Here is a 21,866-nt window from a genome sequence, read left to right on the forward strand (position 1 = left end):
CCTGTGGCTGGGCGGAACTGCCGGAACGAAGGTGGTGCACGGGCATTGGCCAACTCCCGGCCCTCGCGTAGATTTACGCGAAAGTAAGGTTACTGTCGGGTCAGGAGCTGGGTCGAGGACATGAGTTCCGTGCGTATCCGCGCCTTGAGTGAGCCGTGTGGCGACGGCTGCGGTTGTCGCCGTCGCGCCGACATAATCCGCCCCGTGCGCATCGGTGTTCAGGCTTGGCGAGGCCGATGCCGCGATGGCTTGCGGTAGTTCGGCGCGCCGCCGGTGGGCTGGGTGCGGCTGCGGGTGGGTTGTGGCTGGTCGCGCAGTTCCCCGCGCCCCTTTGGGACGCGATCTGGTCGCGGTGTCGGGCGTTGGCGCGGGCCCGGCGGGGGCTGGGGTTTTGCGGGGCTTGTGGTTGCCGCGGGGGTCGGAGGGGACGCACCGGGGCCCGTCCTCGGCGCGGGCGACGCGGGTCCATGGGACTGAGTGCCCCGGCGTTCGCTCCGGTCCTGCGGGCGGTCCCCGGTACATCCCCTCCGACCGTCCCCCGTTGCCGACCGCCGGACGGTGACACAGCGCCTCACAGCCACGACTCAGCCGCGCCCAAGCTGCGGGGCGGGCCGAACCAGCTGCCTGCCAAGGGAATGCCGTACGGGTCTGCCGTAACCGGAATCGGTGCGGCGGGACAGCCGCCCACGAACGGCGGTCGGAGGGGATGTCCGGTGAGCCGCCCGCAGGACCCGGAGCGAACAACGGGGTTCCGAACCTCTGGGACCCGCGTCGCCCGCGCCGAGGACGGGTTACCGGGCGTCCCCTCCGACCCACCACCCACGGCCCATAGGCGCCCGCGCCCCAGCCCACGGCAACCCGGTACAGGAAAACGAGGAGCCGCTCGTGTCCCACCAGGAAAGCGCACCCACCGGACCACTCACCGCCCCCGCCCCCACCCTCGCCGAGCCGCAGAAGACCCTGGTCGACGGGGTGGTCCGGGAGGTCTACGTGCCCCCGCTGGCCCGGCCCGTACGCAGTGGGTCGCTCGGTGATCTTCCCTTCGTCAATGCGCAGGAGGCGCCGGGCGATGTCGTGCTCGCCCGGAAGCAGCCCAGCGGTATCTGGCGCGACGTCACGGCCGCGGAGTTCGCGGCCGAGGTGCGCGCCGTCGCCAAGGGCCTGATCGCCCACGGCCTCCGCCCTGGGGACCGGCTCGCGATCATGGCTCGGACGACCTACGAGTGGACCCTCGTCGACTTCGCCGCCTGGGCGGCCGGCCTGGTCACCGTCCCCCTCTACCCCACGTCCTCCGCCCACCAGGCGCAGTGGATTCTGCACGATTCCGGCGCCCGCGCCTGCGTCGTGGAGGGCGTTGACGAAACCCGCCTGATCAGCGGCGTCCGCGCGAAACTGCCCGTCCTCGACCATCTCTGGCAGTTCGGCACCGGCGCCGTCTCCCAACTCGTCGCGGCGGGCCGTGAGGTGCCGGACGAGGCGGTCGACCGGTGCCGCGCCGCCACCGGCCCGTACGCCCTGGCCACCCTCGTCTACACCTCCGGCACCACCGGCCGTCCCAAGGGCTGCGCCCTCACCCACGCCAACTTCTTCGCCGAGGTCGACAACGCCGTCGAGCTGCTGCACCCGGTCTTCAAGGCGGTCAGCGAGGAGCCCGCCGCCACCCTTCTCTTCCTTCCGCTCTCCCATGTCTTCGGCCGGATGGTCGCGGTCGGCTGCCTGCGTGCCCGGGTCCGCCTCGGCCACGCGCCCAGCATCCGGACCGAGGACCTGCTCGCCGATCTGGCCGGGTTCCGGCCGACGTTCCTGCTGGCCATCCCGTACGTCCTGGAGAAGGTCTTCAACACCGGACGGGCCACCGCGGAGAGGATGGGCCGCGCCGCCTCCTTCGACCGTGCGGTCCGCGTCGCCCGCTCCTACGGCGAGGCCGTCGAGGCCAGGGAACACGGGACGGGCCCGGGCCCCGGTGTCGCCCTCAAAGGCGCTCGCAAGTTCTACGAGCCCCTCGTCTACCGCCGTATCCGCGCCGCACTCGGCGGCAGGGTCCGTCACGTCCTCTGCGGCGGTTCCCCGCTCGGCCGCCGCCTCGCCGCCTTCTACGCCGGCGCCGGCATCGAGATCTTCGAGGGCTACGGCCTGACGGAGACGACCGCCGCGACCACCGTCACCCCGCCGCTGCGGCCCCGTACCGGCACGGTCGGCTGGCCGCTCCCCGGCACCGCCCTGCGGATCGCCGACGACGGCGAGATCCTGGTCCACGGCGACCATGTCTTCTCCGGCTACTGGGACGCGACCCTCGGCGCGGCCCGCCCCGTCACCGACCGGGGCTGGCTCGCGACCGGCGACCTCGGGGCCCTCGACCCGGACGGCTACCTCACCCTCACCGGCCGGAAGAAGGAGATCATCGTGACGACGGGCGGCAAGAACGTCGCTCCGGCCCCTCTGGAGGACCGCCTCCGCTCGCACCCCCTCGTAGGCCAGTGCATGGTCATCGGCGACAACCGCCCCTACGTCACCGCCCTGCTCACCCTGGAACCGGACGGTCTCGCGCACTGGCGCCAGATGAACAAGAAGCAGGACCTGACGCCCGCCCAACTGGTCCGCGACAAGGACCTGTTGACCGACCTGCAGCGCGCCGTCGACGACGCCAACGAACTGGTCTCCCGCGCCGAGTCCATCCGCCGCTTCGCCGTCCTCCCGGCGGACTTCACCGTGGAGACCGGCCACCTCACCCCGTCCCTGAAACTCCGCCGGGCCGTAGTTGCCCGCGATTTCGCCAAAGACATAGCGGGCCTTTACGAAAGCGGGTGACCCCCGGTCTGGAGCAAAAGCCCTCGGCGCGTCAAACTGGAACCCCGTGTCACCTCTGTGGGGGAGGTGGCACGGGGGCTGACGTGCGATGCCGCGATGCCGGATCTGGCTGACTTTCCACCGGACGGCGTCACGCCGCCCCCTCGCGCCACCCTGCCGAGACCGTCAACGGAGGCCCTCACGGGGCACGTTGCCTCGCGGCTCCTCACCGAGGCGGCAGGGCCACAGCCGTCTGCATGTCGCAGGTGTTGCACCAGAACGCCCAGCCATTGGCGTCAACGGACCGCGACCCGCACGCCAGACACGGATCGCCGACGAAACTCGCGGTGACCCAGGAGCCCGCCGTCGCCGCCCGCCGCCCGGCGGCCGCGCATTCGTCCGCGTAGCAGGGGATGCACAACCCGCCCTGCTGGCCGGGCAGTTTCATCGACCGTATCCCGCAGGTCGAGCACGGCAGCTTGCCGACGAACTGTTCGTCCAGTCCGACCGGCCTGCCGTTCCCACCAGAGGCCGCCATATCGCCTCCGCCTCCTCTACGCCAGGACGGTCCCGGTACCGCCACAACCGGAGCACTGCGTCGTGACACGGTCGCCGGCCGGCGTCTCCCAGTCCACGGTCCCTCTCCCGGCACAGTCGGGACACGGCTTCTGCGGGGGCAAGTGCTCGCTCATTCTGCCCAAGATAGGCCGCTCCATGTTGCCATGTGAGCACTTTCCGTGATCGCTTTGGTGCGGGCGGTGCCTGTGGTCACCGGAAATGCCTGGATCATGCCCTTCGTTGTGACCGTCCGCGGGGATCTGTCGTGGCGCCCGAGGGTGAGCGCTCGGAGGAGAGTTCAGTGCAGTGCCCCTCGACCGGGGGATGGCGGAGGTCAATCAGAATTCTCGGTCCTGAAGCATGCGGACTCGACCGTAACCTCGATGAGGGAGGTATGCGGACTGTCGTCGCGCTCTGCCAGTAGCCGAATGTTGACGGAAAATTCATCCCCTTTGGAGTTTGCCACGATTTCTGGACTCTTTGAAGGACTCCTGTCGGGGCCGTCCTTGACGATTTTCCAGCCCTTCTTGGGGAGGTCTCTCCGTAGTCGATCCATGGCCTCCCTCATTCGGGGCACCGGGACGTCGTACACGCTCCAGGGGTGGCTGGTCCGGTACGCTTTGCCGGAATATCCTGAACAGGGTGCGGGCAATGGGCCAGGCTTGGTGACTTTTCCGTTCAAGTCGATGATTTTCAGTATCTCGCTGGAAGTCCTGCTGGTATTTTCCGTGACCGTTTCGAGGTTTCGCAACGGCAGGTCGTTATTCATCGATGAGCAACCCGTCAGAATCGTGTAAGTCGCTGCCGCGCAAGCTGTGACTGCAGTGATTTTACTCGTGCGTTGCAACGTCATGCCTTCCGGTGATGATGGCGGCCTGATTTTTCAGGCTGATCGAACCCTCGTCCCAGAACGCGCTGTGACCTCCGGCGTCGCTCTCCAGGATGTGCCCACCGAATATCCGGTCTGTGGGAATGACTCCGCTGCCTCCGAGTCCTGCGGCAACACCCCCGTACCGGACGAGGAGGTCATCGCTCCCGCCACCCATCGCCCACATGTGATCGGGGTCGATGCCCAGGTCGCTTGCGTGAGCTGCCTGCATTCCGGGGCTTCCTGCGACCAAGATGTCGTCTGCCGGGACGCCGGTCTCTTTCCAATTGGCCACTTTGGCTGTATCGCCGATCAGCGTGCTGCCGTAGCTGTGTCCTATGACGGTGGTGTGTCCAGAGTTGCCGGTCGCGTACTCGTGTGCAGTTCTATTGCCTTCGAGGAACTGCTGAAGTCGCGGTGATCCCTTTGCTGCGTACCCGTCACTTGTGGCCTCGGAGAGGTCATCTGGAGCGTCATAGTCGAACCAGGTGATGGTGGAGATGTCCTTTCCGGGGGCTAGGCGATGGCTCTGCTCCCAGAGCCTGTCGCCTCTCCCCAGGTCCGAGTGGTCGGCATTCTCGCCGATCGTTTCGAGCGTTGTATTGGTGCCAGGTACGTAAATTGCGGTGTGATGGGCGGTGTCCGGATTGCCGTTGGCGATAATGACCCTGCCGTTGTCCTCGCCATCCGGGTCGAAGCCGAGGATATAGGCTGCTGGAAGGCCACTTTCTCCGGTTCGGTCCAGTCGGCCCTGGATATCCCGCATCCCCTTAAGCTTCCCCTCCAGACGCTCCTTCTCGTGGTGCCAGTCCAGCCACTTCTGGCTGTATTTCATGTCGCCGCGTGCCCCGATGCTTTCGAACTCGGGTGGCTCCTCCTTGCGCAGGGCGGCCAGCTTCAGCTCGTACTGGCCGCGTGTTTCCGCAAGGACGGTCCGGTTGGCCTCGTCGCGGACATCGGCCGGCAGGCCGTTCATCGCCCCGATGCCGGCGGGGTGCAGGGAGATATAGGCATCCCGCTCGTCCCCCGACAGATGCTTCCACCACTCGGCGTTGTCTTTCGGGGAGCCGTGCTTCGGCGGGTCCTTGATGCCGTCCAGATAGTGCCCGGCGCCTTCGCGTGCGCTCCCCGTGTCCTTCTTGGCATCGGTCCAGTCCGCGGCGGAGACGGTCAGGTCGTCGTCCGCTTTCAGTCTGAGGAGCTTCGGGGCCCACCTTTCGTCGGCCTCCGTGGCCTCCTCCAGGGCCGTGGCGATGCGGTCGGCGCACGCCAGAGCCTGTGCGTAATGAGGATTGGGGTGAATGTGGGCGGCCTGCCGGTGAAGAGCCTTGGCCGTCGCGTCCGTGACGCCGTTCACCGTGCCGCCCGGCGGGGTCTTGCCCTGGTATTGGTCACCCCCGGCCGGGTAGGTGACCGAGCCGTCCTTCTCCACCGTCAGCTTGTCGCCCTCGGCATCCGCCACCGCCGCGTCGAGCTTCTTCCTCGCGGCCCGCAGATCGACGGCCAAGGCATTGAGCGACGTGCTCAGCACCCCGCATTCGACGTGGGTGTAATGGAAGTCCTTTGCCATTTCCCGGAGTTGCCGAAGGGCGGCATCCACGGCCTTGCCGGAAAGAGAGGATTGCATCTTGGCGGCTATCCGCTGCTCAAGAGCGTCCATGGCGGCGCTCGCCATGTCGCTGGCGGCGCGATACCCGTCCGCGGCCTTCTCGAACTCGGAGGTCTGCAGGTTCTTGAGCGTCGAGTAGTCCATGGCGCGGCTCACTTCTCCCCGCGTCGGCCGCCGACGGCGGGCGTATCCGCGAAGCGGTCGGACAGCGCGTCGAAGGAGCTGCTGACGGCCTGGTCGTTGTTCGCCAGATGGTCGGCGGCCTTCGTCAACTGCGCCTGAAGCGCTCCGCACCGTCCGCTCAGGGCCTCCAGGTACCGCTGCCAGGAGTGGCAGACCTCCTGCTGTGCCGCCGCGCTCCGTACCCCTCTGCTGCCGGCGCGCAGGCCCCTCTGGCCGTCCTCCAGTTTCGTCAGGGCCTTCTTGATGTCCCCGCGTAACGTCTGGACCTCGTGCCCTGCCCCGGTCCAGACGGTTCTCTTCGACTTCAGATCACCCGAACCGTGGCCCGGTCCCGATTGCCAACCGCCCCCGTCCGTGCTCGCGATCCGTAACCCGTCGCTGTCCGCGGCCTTCTGCTTGAGCGCGGCCCATTCTTCGCCCCAGGACACGGAGCCCCCGTTCGTGATCGCTGCCCGTACGGCAGAGAAGCCTACGGCGACACACCGCCTGGGACCTGAGTACGACTACATAGGCGCCGCACAGCCTCGCCCCTACGGAAGGCAGCGGGGAAACGGTCTGAAATCAGTGATGTGCCGCCCTCAGAAAGATGCGGGGCGGAGACCCATCGGGTGGGTTTCCACCCCGCAGTCAGGCGATGTGGTAGCCGCTACTGGAAGAACCCGGCCGCCCGGCGGTCCGTCGCCCGGTAGTCCGCGCTGCCGGAGCGGATCTTGGCCGCGACCTCGTGCAGCGTGCTCTGGATGTGCCCGGCCCGGGAGTTCCACTGCCGCTCCGCGGCCTGGAAGGCCTGGTGGGCCTCGCCTTCCCAGGAGTTGGAGACGCGCTTGACCGCGCCCCAGATCTTGTCGAGCTCGGCCTGCAGCTCCTTGGCGGAACGCTCGATGTCGGCGGCTGTCTGTTCTACCGCGCCGTAGGTCACCCTGAGGTTCTCGTCGCCGGCCATTTCTCCCCCACTGCTGGTGGCTGATTGGTGGACTGGGCGCACCTGGGGAGCTGTCGGCCCAGGTGCAGGTGCCTAGTAGTTGCTGATGCCGCTGGCGGAGCCGGTGTTGAGCTGACCGCCGGATGCGCCGCCGTTGACGTCGATGCTCCGGAAGCTGGACAGCACCTCGGAGTCGTTGGACTGGCTGGTGGTGCCGGTCTGGGCGATCGCGTCGTTGATGGCGTCGAGCATGCGGCGCAAGGCGGCGTGGTCCTCGTTGAGGGCGTTCTGGGCCTGCTTGAAGGCGCTGGCACCCTGACCGGTCCACGCCGACTCGACGGCGGCGATGGCGTTGACCAGCGTCCGCAGCTGGGACGACATCGCCTGGCTTCCGCTCTGGATCTCGCTCTTGAGCTTCTCGATCTCCGCATAGGTGAGTGCGGTATTGCCTGCCATGATCCACCTTCCCCCATGAGTGGGTTACAGAGCTGAGCGAGAGAACTGGGTGCTCGGCTCGGATTGTTGGCCGTATCTCAAGAGATGCGGGTTTCTGCGCCGGCTGCTCGTGGCGTGGGCAGCCGGAGTTCTGGTCGTTCTGCGGTGTTCGCCGGCCGTTACGTCCGTCATGAGGGCCGCCATTACGTTCGCCGTCGTCGGACGATGACCAGTCCGCCGGCTGCCAGGGCCGCGACCGTTGCGGCCAGCCCGGCAGTCAGGGGCCAGGGCAGTGAGTTCTCCGGGGCTTCGGCCGGCTTCTGCGCGGCGTCGGCCGCTGAGTTGTCCGCCCTCGACTGAGGGGTCTTGGGCGGTGTGGTGGTTCCGCGGGCGGCAAGCAGCGGGTTCATGTCGGCGGGCCCGGGGTCGCCCTCCTTGTCCACCAGCACCTTCCGGGGGCGGACGATCCCGTAGCCGAGGTATTTGCTCGGGACCTTGCCGTCCTCCGGTTTGCCGGCGGTCGCCATCATGACGCGCAGCACCTGGTTGTTCGTCCAGGTGGGGTGCGCGGACCAGATCAGGGCGGCGGAGGCGGAGGCGAGGGCGGTGGCCTGGCTGGTGCCCTGCGCGACGCACTCCACCAGCTTGTTGGTGCAGCGGGTCGCGATGCCGACGCCCGGGGCCGCCAGAGCCACCTGTGGCCCGTGCGTCGAGAACTTTGTCGCGCTCAGTGTCTTGTCCACGGCCCCGACTCCGACAACGCCGGGGGTGATGGAGGGATAGGAAGGAGTGTTCCCCTTGTCGCCATCATTTCCGGTGGCGGCGAAAATCAGGCTCCCCTTCTTGTTCGCATAGGAAACTGCTGACTGCAATGCAGACTTGGCCTCTTCGCCGGCCGGCCCGCCCCGGGAGACATTGATGACCTTCGCGCCGTGATCCGCTGCGTAGCGGATGGATTTCGCGATGCTGAGGATTCCGTACGAGCCCGTGCTTCTCAGGGGAAGGATCTTTGACTTCGGAGCCAGTCCCCAGGCGCCGGCTCCGCCCTGCCTGCCGGCGATAATCATCGCCATGCTCGTGCCATGCCCTTCGCTGTCGTGGTCGGCACCGCGTCCCTCGCCGGAGAAGTCCCTGCCGGAGAGCGACTGGCCGCGCAGCTCGGGTACGGAGTCGTCGACACCACTGTCGATCACGGCAACGGTGATTCCCTCTCCCTTGGTCGTCTGCCACATTCGTTCAGCCTGCATCGCGTCCAGATACCACTGGCGTGATCGCATATCTGCGGCAGCGGCCGACGGGGTGAGCAGGCCCAGGCACATTGCCGAAAGGCAGACGAACGCGGCTAATCGCAGCTGAGCGTTCGGTGGGAATCGATGAGCCGCACGCGTCACGGTGCTCTGCCCTCCTGTCTGTAATGCGACCACGACTGGGCTATTCGATCACGGGAGGCACAACGGAGGTGCGTTGTGCTGTCCACGTCTCGCTCTCTTCCTGGAGGTATTCGGGTCGCTGAGTGGCAGGGCCTCTTCTGCGGCTGGATGACGGAGATCCCGGCACGGGGAGGGCACCACGGGACGGGTTGCTCCGTGTCAGGCCTGATCCACCGGAGGTGAAGTCGCTCGGCTGGCTGCGTGCGGCCCGGGCCTGTCCGGGCATCGCGCCCGGTGCGGGCGCCGGGACGCTGCTCGTGCCCGATGGCCTTCCCAAGGCCGTCCCGCCGACGGTGCCCCCTGAGCCATGAGTGGCGGAGCGCTGCTCACCTCCCACCACTGGTGCACCGGAACCGGTGCCTACTGGACCGCCGAGCTCATATGCCCATCGACGGCCTCGTGCACCCTGCGTCCCCATGCCTCTGGGGCTGACGCTGGTGGTGGTTCCCGGCGAGCCGCCCCCGGCCATGCCCTGGGGAACCGGCCCGCCCTTCTCGCCCGTGACCGGCCCGCCGGGCCTGTTCAGGGGCTCGCGGCGCAGCGAGCCGGGGTACTGTCCGGTCCTGCCCGTGCCTTCTCCGGGGGTTCTGCTGGGTGACGCGGCAGGCACATCGCGGGCGCCGACCGGTCCGGGAGCGGTCCTGTGCGGCTCTTCGCCCATGACTGTGCCTCGCGGCAACTTCGCGCGGTCCGCTTCGCCACCACCACGTCGAGTCGGGCCGATGACGCCGTCTCCTACGGCACGCCCGTGGCGCCGCTGGGACGTGCCGGGCCGGCCCCGTTCCGGCTCGGGGCTTCGGCGCCCCTCTTGCCTGGTGGGTGCTTCGGCGCTGCCCGGCGGGTTCTTCCACCCGGGGATGCCGAGACCAGGTACGTCCCTGGAGCCGCCGTCTTGGGGCAATGAATCTCTGTGGGGCGGCGGCGCATCGGGTGTGACAACGGGGGCGGTGGAGTCGAGAGAGGTACCGGTCTGCTGGTCCGGTCGCGTCTCGTGAGGGGCCGATGGGGAGGCCCCTCCTTGGTGCGTGCCGGTACTGCTGTCCGTCGAGGGAGCGGTCGCTGTCCCGCCCGACCCGTGCACGCTCCTGGCGCCCGCCGGGTCCTCCAGGAGGGAGAACTGATCGCTGTAGCCGTCGGTGGGCTTCGGCTCCGGCACGAACCCCGAAGCCGGCTGGAAGTTCGGTGGTTCCTGGCTCGCGATCTTTTGCTGGGCCGTTCGGTAGTAGGAGGCCAGGCGGTTCATCTCGGTGACCGCTTCGTCCCGCTCCGGGTTTTTGCGGAGGGCGTCGAATCCGCTCACCTTTCCACTGTCGACCTCTACGGAATTCTTCGGCTCCGGCGGCCTCGGCATCAGCCTGGCCTGGCCCAGTGCCCCCGCGGCATCGACCATTGCTTCGCCGGTGGTCCTGGCGTAATGGCTCAGTTTGCGGCTTTCCGTGGCGGTGGCGGCGGTCCAGTTGCGGAAGGCCGTGGCGCCGTCTCCTTGCCAGCGGACCTGGTCGACGTAGGCCTCGAGGTCCTTGGTGATTTCGGCGATTTCTTTTCCGGCGTCGACCAGGGCCGTGCCCATGAGGCCGATCTGCATGTGGTCGCTGTCGGCCACCATGGCGTAAAGGGCCTGATGCGACGCGTTCTCGAAGTTGGTGCAGCCCGGGATGCCTAAGCCGGGATTGTTGCCTGCCATTTCCGCTCCCCCCTTGCCTCAGATTCCGCCGGAGCCGGCGGACTTGCCGTCGCCCCTCTCCGGTCCCATGGAGTCGGCAGGCTGCTGCGCCGGCTGTGGTGCCTTGTAGAAACCTTGGGTACGACGCTGGAGCGCGGCCATGCGGTTCCGTACGTCGGCGTCCACCGCTTCGTAGTCGCGTCCGATGAACTCTGTTCCCAGGCTCAGCGACTCGATCTGGTCGCCGAACACCTTGGAGAACGTTTCGAGTTGGGCCAGCACTTTTTCGTAGGTGTCAGCGAGGCCTTGCGCCTCGATGAATCCCTGGCCGAATGAGGCCGGGGCGATCCTGTGATGGCTGAGCGCGCGGTGGTCCGCATTCGATCCCCCGAGGCGGTCCAGTAAGTCGTCCACGCGCTGTTTCAACTTCTTCAGCATTTCGGGATCGACATCCAGTGCGGCGCTTCCGGCAGCGCCCACCGGCGCCGTGCCGTTCAGCTGAACGCCGGTTTTTTCCTCAGCCCCCATCGCGACTCCCCCGTAAGTCGGAAACTTCACGAGCCACTCTAGTCACCACCTCTGACAACGACGCGTGGCGAGCGACCGGTACCGTTCAGAATGCGCCAACGGCAGGACGGCGCATGCCTGTTCAGAGCGCCGTAGCCGAGGGCCGCAGGAAGTTCGTGTGGCTCGAATCCCCTGAATCCGAGTACGGCTACTCATGGACACCGGCCGTCCCCTTCGCCGGCGTCTGCGCGGAAGCCCCCGCCCGTCTGCGCACGTCCCGACGGATCACCGCCACCCCCGCGATGACCGCGACCGCGACGCCTCCGGCGCCCACCCCGTAGGTCGCGTACCGCTCCAGCCGCTCCTGCGGTGTCTCGCCGTCCGTGAGGGAGACCGGGTCCGGGGGAGCGGCTCGGGGTGGTCCGTCGTCCGCCGTCGCGTGGTCGACGGGGTGGTCGTCCTCGGTGAGGGCGCGGACCGGATCGGCGACGCCCCATCCCACGAAGCTGTCCCGGCCGTTGACGGAGCGTTCGGCGGTCTGCTCGATCTGGGCGACGATCTGGTTCTCCTTCCAGTCGCGGTGCTCGGCGCGGAGGAGCGCGGCGATGCCGGCGACGTAGGGAGCGGAGAAGCTGGTGCCGTTGTCGACGCACTGTCCCCCTTTGGGGACGGTGGAGACCATGTCCACCCCGGGGGCAGCGACGCCGATGAAGTCGCCGCTCTGCGAGAAGGCGGCGCGTTCGTTGTTGCGGTCGGAGGAGGCGACGGCCAGGACGCCTGGGTACGCCGCCGGGTAGGTCTTCTTGAGGTGCCCGTCGAAGCCGTCGTTGCCCGCGGAGGCGATCACGACGATGTCGTGCGCGAGCGCGGTGCGGACGGCCTGCGCCAGCCGGGAGTCGGAAGAGAGCGGGCGGGTGGTGTCCTGGGAGATGTTGATGACGTCGGCGTGTGCGGCAACGGCCTTGTCGATGGCGGCGGCCAGGGTGCGCGCGGTGCCGGTGCCCTTCTCGTCGTTCTGGCGGAGAGGGATGACGACCGCCTCGGGGGCCAGGCCGACGAAGCCCGTGCCGGGGCGCGGGCGGGCCGCGATGATGCCCGCGACCTTGGTCCCGTGACCGACCGGATCGTAGGTGCCGTCCTTGGGCGCCCGGGGACCGGCGGTCTCGTCCCTGCCGAGGAAGTCCGCGCCGCTCTTGGTGTCGACGGCCGTCGTGAGCTGGGGGTTGGTGATGTCGACACCCGTGTCGATCACCGCGACACGGACCGGACGTCCCTGGGCGTCACGGCCTCGGGTGTGCTGCCACAGACGGTCGAAGACGATCCGCTGCAGGGCCCATGGCCGCTCCTTGATCTGCCGCTTCATGGGAAAGGTGCACGCACCGTCCCCCTCCGGCACCGGAGGGGGTTCTTCCCCGCCCGCGGCACACGCGGAGTGCGCCGTCGCCACCAGCAGCAGGGCCGCCATGGCGGATGCCGCGGTTCCCGTCCTCCACACCCTGTGACTCCGTTCCTACGAGCCTTGTGGCTGTCGTGCGGCGTTGGTGTCCAGCCGCGGGCCCATCGGCAGGAACTGCGACCAGTCGGCGGGGACGCGCACCGGCGTGACGTCCTGGTAGCCGAGCAGCGTCTGGGCGCGGCGGGTCTCCCGGGTGTCCTGCTTCCCGTCCCTGCTCCGGGCGTCGGAGCCGATACCGGAGGGCTTCGCACTGCTGTCGTTGTTCGTCTGGACCACGTACCGCAGGCCGGTGTCCGTCACCAGGAAGCGCGCTCCCGTGCTCACGTCCCCGGCCTGGATCTGCTGGTAGAACAGGCCGGTTCCGGGGGTGACGTACGCGCTGGTCCCGCCGTTGACGACTTGCTGGGGGTAGTCCGGCCCGGCCCAGGTGCTGAGTTCGGTGCGTCCGGTGGAGGACACCTTGCGCAGCACACTGCACACCGTGTTCCGCTTGCCGTGAGCCGTGGACGTGTTGGCCTGTTCGGCGACTTCGCGGGGCCACTTCTTCTCGGCGAAGAGCTCTCCGTTCTCCGGGGTGAACGACTGGGCGTCCACGTCGGTGGGCCGGTTGTGCTGCTGGAGCGGAGCGGTCTGCCGGGTGAAGAGGAGCAGCCGGGCGACGAAGTCCGACACCGGCACGACCTTGCCCCGCAGCACCACGTACTGCTGCGCTCCGGCGCCCGTCGTGGCGCGCAGCACCGTGCCCACGCGGTTCTGGTGCCCGCCGAGCCCCTTGACGTGGGCCGGAGCGCCGGCCGTTCCCGGAAGGACGGGGAAGCCGACCGGTGCGCCGTCGTGGAGCGTGGCGAGCCATTCCCCGGTCACCAGCTGGGGCGGTCGGCTGCCCACCAGCGCGCGCAGCAGGAGTTCCGTGTCGCGGCCGCCTCGGATGGGGTACTTGGTGCCCTTCGGGTCCACCAGATAGCGGGCGCCGGCGCCTCCGGTCTCCTGCACGTAGAGCACCCGGCCCCCGCGCAGCCGGCCCGGTCCGTCCACCTTGTGCTCGTCTTGGCCTGCGAACAGGAAGGTGGCCTTCTGTACGGCCCTGCCGTTGCTGCCCGGCTGTTCACAGACCGCCCAGCGTTTGCTCTCCCGCGCTTGAGCGGCGTCCGGGATGCGGTCCGGTGCGTACGGGATGCCCAAGGTCGGCCCGTGCGGAATCCTCCCGTGGTCGAGCTCGGCCTCGTCGACCTTGAGGAGGCGGAAACGGTCGGTCTTCAGCAGCAGCCGTGCGGAGGCCATGTTGAGGACGGGGTGCAGCTGCGCCTTGCCGTCGGTGGTGAGGACGACGTACAGCGTGGCCGACTGACTGCCGAGGAGTACGTGCTCGCCCGGCCGGTCCCAGCCCTTGGGTGCCTTGGGGCGGACCATGCCCCAGGCGCCGAAGCCCGCGAGCACGAGTGCCGCGATGACCAGACCAGGGAGCACGGCACGTAACGGACCGGGGGCGCCTTCGTCCGTACCGTCCGGGGAGGGCTGCAGGAAGGCGGCCACGAGTCGCTTCTTGGCGAAGGTGTAGCCGTTGAGCTCGTCCCGCCGTGATGCCATGGTGCTGAGTTCCCCCTGAGACCGTTGTCCGAGTGCCGGGCGTCATGTCGTCCGGCCCCGGCCGGCCGTGCGATGTCTCCGCGTCATCCACCGGTCATGCTGCGCGCCCGGCCGTAGAGGTCCAGCACTGCCAGGCACAGCGGCATCAAGGACAACAGGAGCAACGCGTCAGCGAGATCGACGGCCCGTCCCCAGAACGGTGTGAGCCCCCGCTTCGGGACGGTCAGCGCGACGAGGGTCAGCAGGGCCACGCCACCGGCGAGCGCCAGCACCAGCCAGACGGTGCGGATGTCGAGCGGTGCGCGGTCGCCCGCCACGAGGTCCGTGAGCGCGCCGGCCGGCGGATGGACGGCCAGGCCCAGGACGAGCAGCGCCAGGGCGGCGAATCCCGCGACGATCAGGCAGGAGACCTGCGCGGTGTAGCGAAAGAGCCGGGCCCGCAGCAGGGTGGCCAGACCGGCGGCGAGGGTGAGCAGCCGGCCCCATTGCGACTCCGACAGGCCGAGGACGGCCGAGGCGCCGACGAGCACCGCGCAGCAACCGCCCAGGAGGCCCAGCAGGAGTTCATGACCGCGTCGCGCCATGGCGGCGATGCCCGCCGTGTCCACCGGGTCGACGAGGCCGCCCTCGGCGGGCCGGGCGCCCCCCGGCTCGGCGGCCGCCTCCCGCTCGGCGAGGCTGCGCGGTGTCACATAGCCGATGGGCAGCCGGGCCAGGCGGGTGGCGAGGCCGGGCAGGAAGGCCGTCAGCCCGATCGCCACCGGTACGCACACGGCCGCGGTCTGAGCGGCCGAGGCCTCGGTCACGATGGCGAGGAAGGCCGAAACGGTGCCCGCGGCGGCCACGAACGCGGCCGCGATGAACGGGGCGTCGCCCTCCGGGGACAGGGCGAGGAGCGCCACGGAGACCACGAGCGCCGCGACGCAGCCCAGCAGGAACTGCAGCCGCCCGGCGCCCTGGCCGAGATCGGGGCCGACCGCTCCCGATCCGGCGCACCACACGATCGGTAACGCTCCCAGGCCCAGCGCGACGGCCGACGGCTGATCCCGGTAGACGCGGGCCCGTACGGCGGCGAGCGCCGCGACCAGCAGGCCGGCGGTGGCCGCGATGATGCCGGGCAGGCTGTGCATGTCATGGCGTAAGGGGTCGGCGCACCACAGCACGAACCCGAGGAGGGCCAGCAGCGCACCCACCGCGACCAGGCCGGCGGCCCGCAGCATGCCGTCGTTCCACAGGCGCCGGTCCCGGGCGACGGCGGAGGCCACCGCATCGGAGACATCGTCGAACACGGCCGGGGGCAGGGACCGGGCGAAGGGCCGCAGATGCAGCATCTCTCCGTCGACGACGCGCTGGTCGGCGAGTGAGCGGGAACTGTCCAGCGCGCTGCCGTCACCCCGGTAGAGGTAGTAGCCGGTGGGTGCGTCGGTGGGCTGGGTCTGCCGGGTCAGCCGCAGAATCTCCGGGTAGATGTCGGAGACCGGGATGTTCTCGGGCAGCGCCACATCGACGCGGCTGTCCGGTGCGACCACTGCGACCCTGCGGAAGCCGGTCCCCACGCCTGTTCCCAACTCTTCCCCCTGCTGCGCCACTTGGGCCCGCGTTGCGGCCGGCCGCGATGCGTGATCTTTCGCGTCGGCCACATTAGTCGGCAGTACGATCGTCCGATGCGGAAGGCGCCGTCGCCAGGGGGGTGAGCGGTACGGAGATTCCCTTCCGTGTCGAGGGATGGGTGCGCGGTGAGCCAGATCGTCGTCAAGCGTCCGCCGCGGGCGCTGCCGCCCGTGGTCCCCACCAACGAGTTATGCCTCGAAGCGCCGCCGGAACTCCCGCGCGGCCAGCAGGAGGGCGTGGTGATGCAGCTCCTGCCGATGATCGGCATGGGCTCGTCGGTGGTGTTCTTCTTCATGCCGGGGCTGCCCGGCTTCATGCGCATCATGGGCGCGCTGATGCTCGCCTCGACGCTCGGCATGGTGATCGCGCAGGTCGTCCGGTACCGCCGGGGCACCCAGGGAGAGATGGCGCAAAGTCGCCGTGACTACCTCAAGTACCTGGCGCAGACCCGGCGCCGCATCCGTCGTACGGCGGCCTCGCAGCGCAATGCCCAGCACTACCTCCATCCCGCCCCCGACCAACTGTGGGCGGTGGTCGCCGAGGGCAGCCGCGTCTGGGAACGACGGGCCGGCGACGCCGACTTCGGGCAGGCCCGCATCGGCCTGGGGACCCAGCGGCTCGCCACCCCGCTCATCGCCCCCGACACGGCCCCCGTCGACGAGCTCGAACCGCTCACCGCGGGTGCCATGCAGCGCTTCCTCACCACCCATGCCTCGCTGGGCCAGATGCCGGTCGCGGTCTCGATGCGCGCCTTCTACCACCTGACCGTGTCCGGCGAACCGGAGTCCGCCCACGGCGCCGCCCGCGCACTGATCGGCCAGCTGGTCACGCTGCACGCACCGCAGGACCTCATGGTCGCCGTGGTGGCGGCCCCCGGGGCGATCGCCCGGTGGGAGTGGATGAAGTGGCTGCCGCACGCCCAGCTGCCCGGCTCCACGGACGGCGCCGGGACCACCCGCCTCTTCGGTGATGACCTCGCCGAACTCGAATCCCTGCTGGGCGACCAGCTGGCCGACCGCCCGCGCTTCAGCCGCGAGGCCCCGCCCCTCCTCGACCGGCCGCACCTCGTGGTCGTCCTGGACGGCGGCATGGTCCCCCCGGACTCCGCGTTCGCCGCTGCCGAAGGCCTGCAGGGCGTCACCATCGTCGAGGTCGTCCCTGGCGAACTCGACGAACCCCGCGGCGGTCTGTCCGTCCACGTCGGCCCCGGGCGCCTCCGTCTGGAATCCGCCGTCTCCCTTTACGAGGGCACTCCGGACACGCTCTCGCCGGAGCGCGCCGACACCCTCGCCCGTCAGCTCGCGCCCTTGCGCATCGAGGGCGGTGACGACGACGAGCCGCTGCTCGCCAATCTCGACTTCACCGATCTTCTCGATCTGGGCGACCCCGCCTCGGTCGACACGGCCCGCACCTGGCGTCCCCGTTCCCAGGCCGAACGGCTCCGGGTCCCCATCGGCGTCGACGAAGCCGGCCAGCCGGTCATGCTCGACCTCAAGGAGGCCGCGCAGAACGGCATGGGCCCCCACGGCCTGTGCGTCGGTGCCACCGGCTCCGGCAAGTCCGAACTCCTGCGCACGCTCGTCCTCGGCCTCTCCGTCACCCACTCCTCCGAGACGCTGAACTTCGTGCTGGCGGACTTCAAGGGCGGCGCCACCTTCGCCGGGATGTCCGCTCTCCCGCATGTCGCCGCCGTCATCACCAACCTCGCCGACGACCTCTCGCTGGTCGACCGCATGGGCGACTCCCTCCGCGGCGAACTCCAGCGGCGTCAGGAACTGTTGCGCACGGCCGGCAACATGGCCAACATCCACGACTACGAAAGGGCCCGCGCCGCCGGACACGCCCTCGACCCGCTGCCCGCCCTCGTCATCGTGATCGACGAGTTCAGCGAACTGCTGAGCGCGAAGCCCGACTTCATCGAGATGTTCATCCAGATCGGCCGCATCGGCCGCTCGCTGGGCGTCCATCTCCTGCTGGCCTCCCAGCGCCTGGAGGAAGGCCGGCTGCGCGGCCTGGACACCTACCTGTCGTACCGCATCGGCCTGCGCACCTTCTCCGGCGCCGAATCCCGGGTCGCCCTCGGTGTCCCCGACGCCTACCACCTTCCCTCCGTCCCCGGCTCGGGCTATCTCAAGTCCGGCACCGACGAGATGACCCGCTTCAAGGCCGCCTACGTGTCCGGGGCATACCGCGCGGCCGGCGACCGTGCGGACGAAGGCATGCGGCCGGTCCAGAGGCAGGCCGCGCTCTTCCGGGCCCCGCACGTCCCGCTCGTCGAGATCGCGGCGGACCCGGACGGCGCCCCGCCCGCCGTCCCCCGCCCGGCGCCCGAGGACGCCCTCGCCGACACGGTCCTGGATGTGACCGTCGGCCGGCTGGAGGGCCAGGGCCCGGCCGCCCACCAGGTCTGGCTCCCGCCCCTGGACAAGGCCCCGGCGCTCGATCAGCTGCTCCCCGCCCTGACCACCACGTCCGAACGCGGCCTCCACGCCGCGTCCTACCGCGGCACCGGCACCCTGACCGTCCCCCTCGGCCTGGTCGACAAACCGTTCGAACAGCGCCGCGACATCCTCCTCCACGATTTCTCCGGAGCCACCGGCCATCTCCTGGTCATCGGCGGTCCCCGGTCCGGTAAGTCCACCCTCCTGCGCAGCCTCATCGGCTCGTTCGCCCTCACCCACACCGCCAGGGAGGTCCAGTTCTACGGACTCGACTTCGGCGGCGGCGCCTTGAGTTCGATGGGAGACCTTCCGCACGTCGGCTCCGTGGCCTCCCGCCTCGACCCCGAACGCGTCCGCCGCACCGTCGCGGAGGTGGCGGGCATCCTCGCCCAGCGGGAGGAGCTCTTCCGCGCCCACGCCATCGACACCATCGACACCTACCGCCGACGCCGTGCCGAGGACAGAATCCCCGACCAGCCCTGGGGAGACGTCTTCCTCCTCATCGACGGCTGGGGCCCCTTCAAGGACGAGTACGAGATGCTCGAACCGGTCGTCACCGACCTCGCCTCCCGCGGCCTCGGTTTCGGCATCCACGTCGTCCTCACCGCCTCCCGGCACATGGAGGTACGAGCCGCCCTCAAGGACCAGCTTCTCGGCCGTCTCGAACTCCGGCTCGCCGACCCCTTCGACTCGGAGTTCGACCGCAAGGCCGCCGCCAATGTCCCCCCTGGCATCCCGGGCCGCGGTCAGACGCCCGCCAAACTCCACTTCATGACGGCCCTCCCGCGCGCGGACGCGGGCAGCGCGGCCGTCGAACTCGCCGACGCCACCGCCGGCTTCGTACGCTCCGTCGGCGAGGCCTGGCAGGGCCCCTCCGCCCCTCCGGTCCGTCTCCTGCCCCGGAAGGTGCCGTCCGGCGACCTTCCCCGGGGCTCCGCCCACCCCGACCGGGGCGTGGCCCTCGGCATCGACGAGACCCGGCTCGAACCGGTCTGCATCGACTTCGAAACCGATCCCTTCCTGCTCGTCTTCGGCGAGAGCGAGTCCGGCAAGACCGCGGCCCTGCGTCACCTCGCCCAGAAGATCTCCGAGCGGTACACCCCCGATGAGGCCAAGATCGTCGTCGGCGACTACCGGCGCACCCTGCTCGGTGCGGTGTCCCCTGACCACCTCCTGGAATACGCCCCCACCGACTCGGCGCTCACCGTCCACATGACGGCCCTCGCCGGCCTCATGGAACGCCGCCGGCCGGACTCCGGCGTCACCCCCCAGCAGCTCCGTGACCGCAGCTGGTGGACCGGCCCCCGCTTCTTCGTCCTGATCGACGACTACGACCTCGTCACCTCGTCCACAGGCAACCCCCTCGCCGTCCTCACCGACCACCTCGCCTTCGCCCGTGACGTCGGTGTCCACTTCCTCATCGCCCGCACGACGGCCGGCGTGTCCCGCGCCCTCTTCGAGCCCTTCCTGCAGCGCATCAAGGAACTCGGGGCCCAAGGCCTGATCCTCTCGGGCGACCCCCACGAAGGCGACATCCTGGGCACCACCCGCCCCCACCCGCTGCCGCCGGGCCGGGCCCACTTCGTGTCCCGCAAGCGCGGCACACCTCTGGTGCAGCTCGGGTGGCTCCCCGACCGGTAGGGGAGCGAAACCGGCCCGCCCGGCGTCTCTCCGGCGGTGCGCCGGGCGCCGGCGGGGGCACACCTGTCCGGATTTCCCTTTGCCCCGTTCGGACCCTCATCGCCCCCGGCAAGGCGGCCCGCAGAACCGGCGGGCATTGGCCGGGGAATTCTCAATGAGGTGCGGCATTCGGGTGTGTCATGGGCCGGATGGTGAGAATTCACGGGGATGGCATTCGGGGCCGTGGCGGCGGCGGAAAAAGGCAGGAGCCCCGCTCGCCACCGGAGTGGCGGAGCGGGGCTCCTTGGGTACTGCTTAGGGGCGACCTGGAAGAAATTCCGGGCCGGGCAACTTAGACCGGCGTGACGTTCTCCGCCTGCGGACCCTTCGGGCCCTGCGTGACGTCGAAGTTCACCTGCTGGTTCTCCTCCAGGGAGCGGAAGCCAGAGGCGTTGATCGCCGAGTAGTGGACGAAGACATCCGGGCCGCCGCCGTCCTGGGCGATGAAGCCGAAGCCCTTTTCAGCGTTGAACCACTTGACGGTTCCGGTAGCCATAAGCCCTCCTTGGGCCAAAGGGTTGCCCTGCTCCAGAACCTGCAAAGAAGTCTGAAACTACAAGAGCCTGCGGGGTCACATGCTCCGCAGGCTCTGTACTGCAAGGGAAACCAAACTGCAACTTGCGCTGAGCGTAGCATGTGCTGCTCCTGAGGCGGAAGAGCCAAAGATCACGTTTAACCGACCGCACTAACGTCCATACCCTGCCCCGCCGCGTCGGCCCAAGGGAGACAGGTCTAGCCTCCGCATGTGGACAATTCAACCTTCGGAGACGCACCCGCGGGAGCCGGCGCCGGCCGCCGTCGCAGCCGGCCGCGAGTGGGCCACATCCAGTTCCTGAACTGCCTGCCCCTTTACTGGGGCCTCGCCCGTACGGGCACCCTGCTCGATCTGGACCTCACCAAGGACACGCCGGAGAAGCTCAGCGAGCAGCTGGTCCGCGGGGAACTCGACATCGCGCCGATCACCCTCGTCGAATTCCTGCGCGCCGCGGACGACCTCGTCGCCTTCCCCGACCTCGCCGTCGGCTGCGACGGCCCGGTCATGTCGTGCGTGATCGTCTCGCAGAAGCCGCTGGACCAGCTCGACGGTGCCCGGGTCGCGCTCGGCTCGACCTCGCGGACGTCCGTACGGCTGGCCCAGCTGCTGCTGGCCGAGAAGGTCGGGGTGCGGCCCGACTACTACACCTGCCCGCCGGACCTCGGTCTGATGATGCAGGAGGCGGACGCGGCGGTGCTGATCGGCGATGCCGCGCTGCGCGCCAATCTGCACGACGGGCCCCGGCTGGGGCTGGAGGTGCACGACCTCGGCCAGATGTGGAAGGACTGGACGGGGCTGCCGTTCGTCTTCGCCGTCTGGGCGACCCGGCGCGAGTACCTGGAGCGCGAGCCGCTCGTGGTGCAGAAGGTGCACGAGGCGTTTCTCGCCTCGCGTGACGTGTCGCTGGAGGAGGTCGCCAAGGTCGCCGAGCAGGCGGCCCGCTGGGAGACCTTCGACGAGCCGGTCCTGGAGCGGTACTTCACCACGCTGGACTTCCGTTTCGGGGCCGCGCAGCTGCGGGGCGTCGAGGAGTTCGCCCGGCGGGTCGGGCCGACGACCGGGTTCCCGGGGGATGTGACGGTGGAGCTGCTGGAGGCGGCGGCCGCCCGGCAGTGAGCGGGCGCGCGGCCCGGCCGGACCGGGCGGTGCGGCCCGCCGGCCGGGCGCCGGTCCGGCCGACAGCGGGGCTGTCGTACCCCTGACGTAGGCTGGTTCAGTTCGTGATGCCCGCCTGCGAAAGGGACGCCCCGGTGACCGAGAACGCCGACCTCCAGTCCGTACTCGACCGCGCCGCGCAGGGCGGCCGCATCACGCCGGAGGAAGCGCTCGACCTGTACCGCTCGGCTCCGCTGCACGCGCTGGGCAAGGCCGCCGACGCCGCGCGCCGCCGCCGCTACGCCGGCACCGAGCACATCGCGACGTACATCATCGAGCGCAACATCAACTACACCAACGTGTGCGTGACGGCCTGCCGGTTCTGTGCCTTCTACGCCGCGCCCAAGGACACCGCCAAGGGCTGGACCCGCGACCTCGACGACATCCTGCGCCGCTGCGCGGAGACCGTGGAGCTGGGCGGCACCCAGATCATGTTCCA

Annotated in this window: 16 protein-coding genes and 1 pseudogene; 4 read left to right on the forward strand and 13 right to left on the reverse strand. The window is 69.5% G+C overall.

What is annotated here, in order from left to right; all coding sequences use genetic code 11:
- Positions 1 to 885 precede the first annotated feature (885 nt).
- Positions 886 to 2,808, forward strand: coding sequence for an AMP-dependent synthetase/ligase (locus ACGFN2_RS31860; RefSeq protein WP_393366156.1), 1,923 nt, complete (start codon positions 886 to 888; stop codon positions 2,806 to 2,808).
- 205 nt (positions 2,809 to 3,013) lie between these two features.
- Here the strand turns inward: ACGFN2_RS31860 and ACGFN2_RS31865 are convergent, their stop codons facing one another.
- The 12 genes from ACGFN2_RS31865 to eccD form a co-directional block, all read right to left on the reverse strand.
- Positions 3,014 to 3,325: a hypothetical protein gene (locus ACGFN2_RS31865; protein WP_362613279.1), complete on the reverse strand. Its 312-nt coding sequence runs from the start codon at positions 3,323 to 3,325 to the stop codon at positions 3,014 to 3,016.
- A 354-nt stretch (positions 3,326 to 3,679) separates the two neighbouring features.
- On the reverse strand, positions 3,680 to 4,114 hold the full coding sequence (locus ACGFN2_RS31870; RefSeq protein ID WP_393366158.1) for a hypothetical protein: 435 nt from the start codon (positions 4,112 to 4,114) through the stop codon (positions 3,680 to 3,682).
- A gap of 61 nt (positions 4,115 to 4,175) precedes the next feature.
- A complete protein-coding gene (locus tag ACGFN2_RS31875; RefSeq protein WP_393366160.1) occupies positions 4,176 to 5,966 on the reverse strand; it encodes an alpha/beta hydrolase in 1,791 nt (596 codons plus the stop codon).
- Between the two features lie 8 nt (positions 5,967 to 5,974).
- Positions 5,975 to 6,433 (reverse strand): hypothetical protein, encoded by a 459-nt coding sequence (locus ACGFN2_RS31880; protein ID WP_393366162.1) that lies wholly within the window; start codon positions 6,431 to 6,433, stop codon positions 5,975 to 5,977.
- A gap of 218 nt (positions 6,434 to 6,651) precedes the next feature.
- A complete protein-coding gene (locus tag ACGFN2_RS31885; RefSeq protein WP_393366164.1) occupies positions 6,652 to 6,948 on the reverse strand; it encodes a WXG100 family type VII secretion target in 297 nt (98 codons plus the stop codon).
- A gap of 72 nt (positions 6,949 to 7,020) precedes the next feature.
- Positions 7,021 to 7,383 carry a WXG100 family type VII secretion target gene (locus ACGFN2_RS31890; RefSeq protein ID WP_393366166.1) on the reverse strand — a complete coding sequence of 121 codons (363 nt, stop codon included), beginning with the start codon at positions 7,381 to 7,383 and terminating at the stop codon, positions 7,021 to 7,023.
- A gap of 182 nt (positions 7,384 to 7,565) precedes the next feature.
- Complete coding sequence (mycP, locus tag ACGFN2_RS31895) at positions 7,566 to 8,753, reverse strand: type VII secretion-associated serine protease mycosin (protein ID WP_393366168.1); 1,188 nt, start codon at positions 8,751 to 8,753, stop codon at positions 7,566 to 7,568.
- Positions 8,754 to 8,793: 40 nt separating this feature from the next.
- Positions 8,794 to 10,476: a hypothetical protein gene (locus tag ACGFN2_RS31900; RefSeq protein ID WP_393366170.1), complete on the reverse strand. Its 1,683-nt coding sequence runs from the start codon at positions 10,474 to 10,476 to the stop codon at positions 8,794 to 8,796.
- A gap of 18 nt (positions 10,477 to 10,494) precedes the next feature.
- Entirely contained in the window at positions 10,495 to 11,013 is a 519-nt protein-coding gene (locus tag ACGFN2_RS31905) for a hypothetical protein (protein WP_393366172.1), read from the reverse strand.
- Positions 11,014 to 11,170: 157 nt separating this feature from the next.
- Positions 11,171 to 12,325 (reverse strand): type VII secretion-associated serine protease mycosin, encoded by a 1,155-nt coding sequence (gene mycP / locus ACGFN2_RS31910; RefSeq protein ID WP_393366174.1) that lies wholly within the window; start codon positions 12,323 to 12,325, stop codon positions 11,171 to 11,173.
- Between the two features lie 147 nt (positions 12,326 to 12,472).
- On the reverse strand, positions 12,473 to 14,005 hold the full coding sequence (gene eccB / locus ACGFN2_RS31915; RefSeq protein ID WP_393366176.1) for a type VII secretion protein EccB: 1,533 nt from the start codon (positions 14,003 to 14,005) through the stop codon (positions 12,473 to 12,475).
- An 83-nt stretch (positions 14,006 to 14,088) separates the two neighbouring features.
- Positions 14,089 to 15,561 (reverse strand): type VII secretion integral membrane protein EccD, encoded by a 1,473-nt coding sequence (gene eccD / locus ACGFN2_RS31920; RefSeq protein WP_393366178.1) that lies wholly within the window; start codon positions 15,559 to 15,561, stop codon positions 14,089 to 14,091.
- 180 nt (positions 15,562 to 15,741) lie between these two features.
- Here eccD and eccCa point away from each other — a divergent pair, with 180 nt between their 5' ends.
- Positions 15,742 to 19,698 (forward strand): type VII secretion protein EccCa, encoded by a 3,957-nt coding sequence (eccCa, locus tag ACGFN2_RS31925; protein WP_393366180.1) that lies wholly within the window; start codon positions 15,742 to 15,744, stop codon positions 19,696 to 19,698.
- A gap of 331 nt (positions 19,699 to 20,029) precedes the next feature.
- Here the strand turns inward: eccCa and ACGFN2_RS31930 are convergent, their stop codons facing one another.
- Positions 20,030 to 20,233: a cold-shock protein gene (locus ACGFN2_RS31930; protein ID WP_003984261.1), complete on the reverse strand. Its 204-nt coding sequence runs from the start codon at positions 20,231 to 20,233 to the stop codon at positions 20,030 to 20,032.
- 249 nt (positions 20,234 to 20,482) lie between these two features.
- Here ACGFN2_RS31930 and ACGFN2_RS31935 point away from each other — a divergent pair, with 249 nt between their 5' ends.
- Together ACGFN2_RS31935 and ACGFN2_RS31940 are read left to right on the forward strand one after the other, a co-directional pair.
- The gene (locus ACGFN2_RS31935) at positions 20,483 to 21,388 is read left to right on the forward strand and encodes a menaquinone biosynthetic enzyme MqnA/MqnD family protein (RefSeq protein WP_393366182.1); all 906 of its coding nucleotides are present in this window, start codon (positions 20,483 to 20,485) and stop codon (positions 21,386 to 21,388) included.
- 134 nt (positions 21,389 to 21,522) lie between these two features.
- Positions 21,523 to 21,866 (forward strand): annotated as a pseudogene (locus ACGFN2_RS31940) (dehypoxanthine futalosine cyclase); the annotation flags it as partial.

Origin of the sequence: Streptomyces sp. NPDC048612 (assembly GCF_043199295.1) — a bacterium.
Lineage (GTDB): Bacteria > Actinomycetota > Actinomycetes > Streptomycetales > Streptomycetaceae > Streptomyces.

Bases quoted from the DNA above. Each gene is read 5' to 3' on its own strand.
- ACGFN2_RS31865 (WP_362613279.1), bottom strand. From the start codon at position 3,325: ATGGCGGCCTCTGGTGGGAACGGCAGGCCGGTCGGACTGGACGAACAG.
- ACGFN2_RS31870 (WP_393366158.1), bottom strand. From the start codon at position 4,114: ATGAATAACGACCTGCCGTTGCGAAACCTCGAAACGGTCACGGAAAAT.
- ACGFN2_RS31875 (WP_393366160.1), bottom strand. From the start codon at position 5,966: ATGGACTACTCGACGCTCAAGAACCTGCAGACCTCCGAGTTCGAGAAG.
- ACGFN2_RS31885 (WP_393366164.1), bottom strand. From the start codon at position 6,948: ATGGCCGGCGACGAGAACCTCAGGGTGACCTACGGCGCGGTAGAACAG.
- ACGFN2_RS31890 (WP_393366166.1), bottom strand. From the start codon at position 7,383: ATGGCAGGCAATACCGCACTCACCTATGCGGAGATCGAGAAGCTCAAG.
- ACGFN2_RS31900 (WP_393366170.1), bottom strand. From the start codon at position 10,476: ATGGCAGGCAACAATCCCGGCTTAGGCATCCCGGGCTGCACCAACTTC.
- mycP (WP_393366174.1), bottom strand. From the start codon at position 12,325: ATGAAGCGGCAGATCAAGGAGCGGCCATGGGCCCTGCAGCGGATCGTC.
- eccB (WP_393366176.1), bottom strand. From the start codon at position 14,005: ATGGCATCACGGCGGGACGAGCTCAACGGCTACACCTTCGCCAAGAAG.
- ACGFN2_RS31930 (WP_003984261.1), bottom strand. From the start codon at position 20,233: ATGGCTACCGGAACCGTCAAGTGGTTCAACGCTGAAAAGGGCTTCGGC.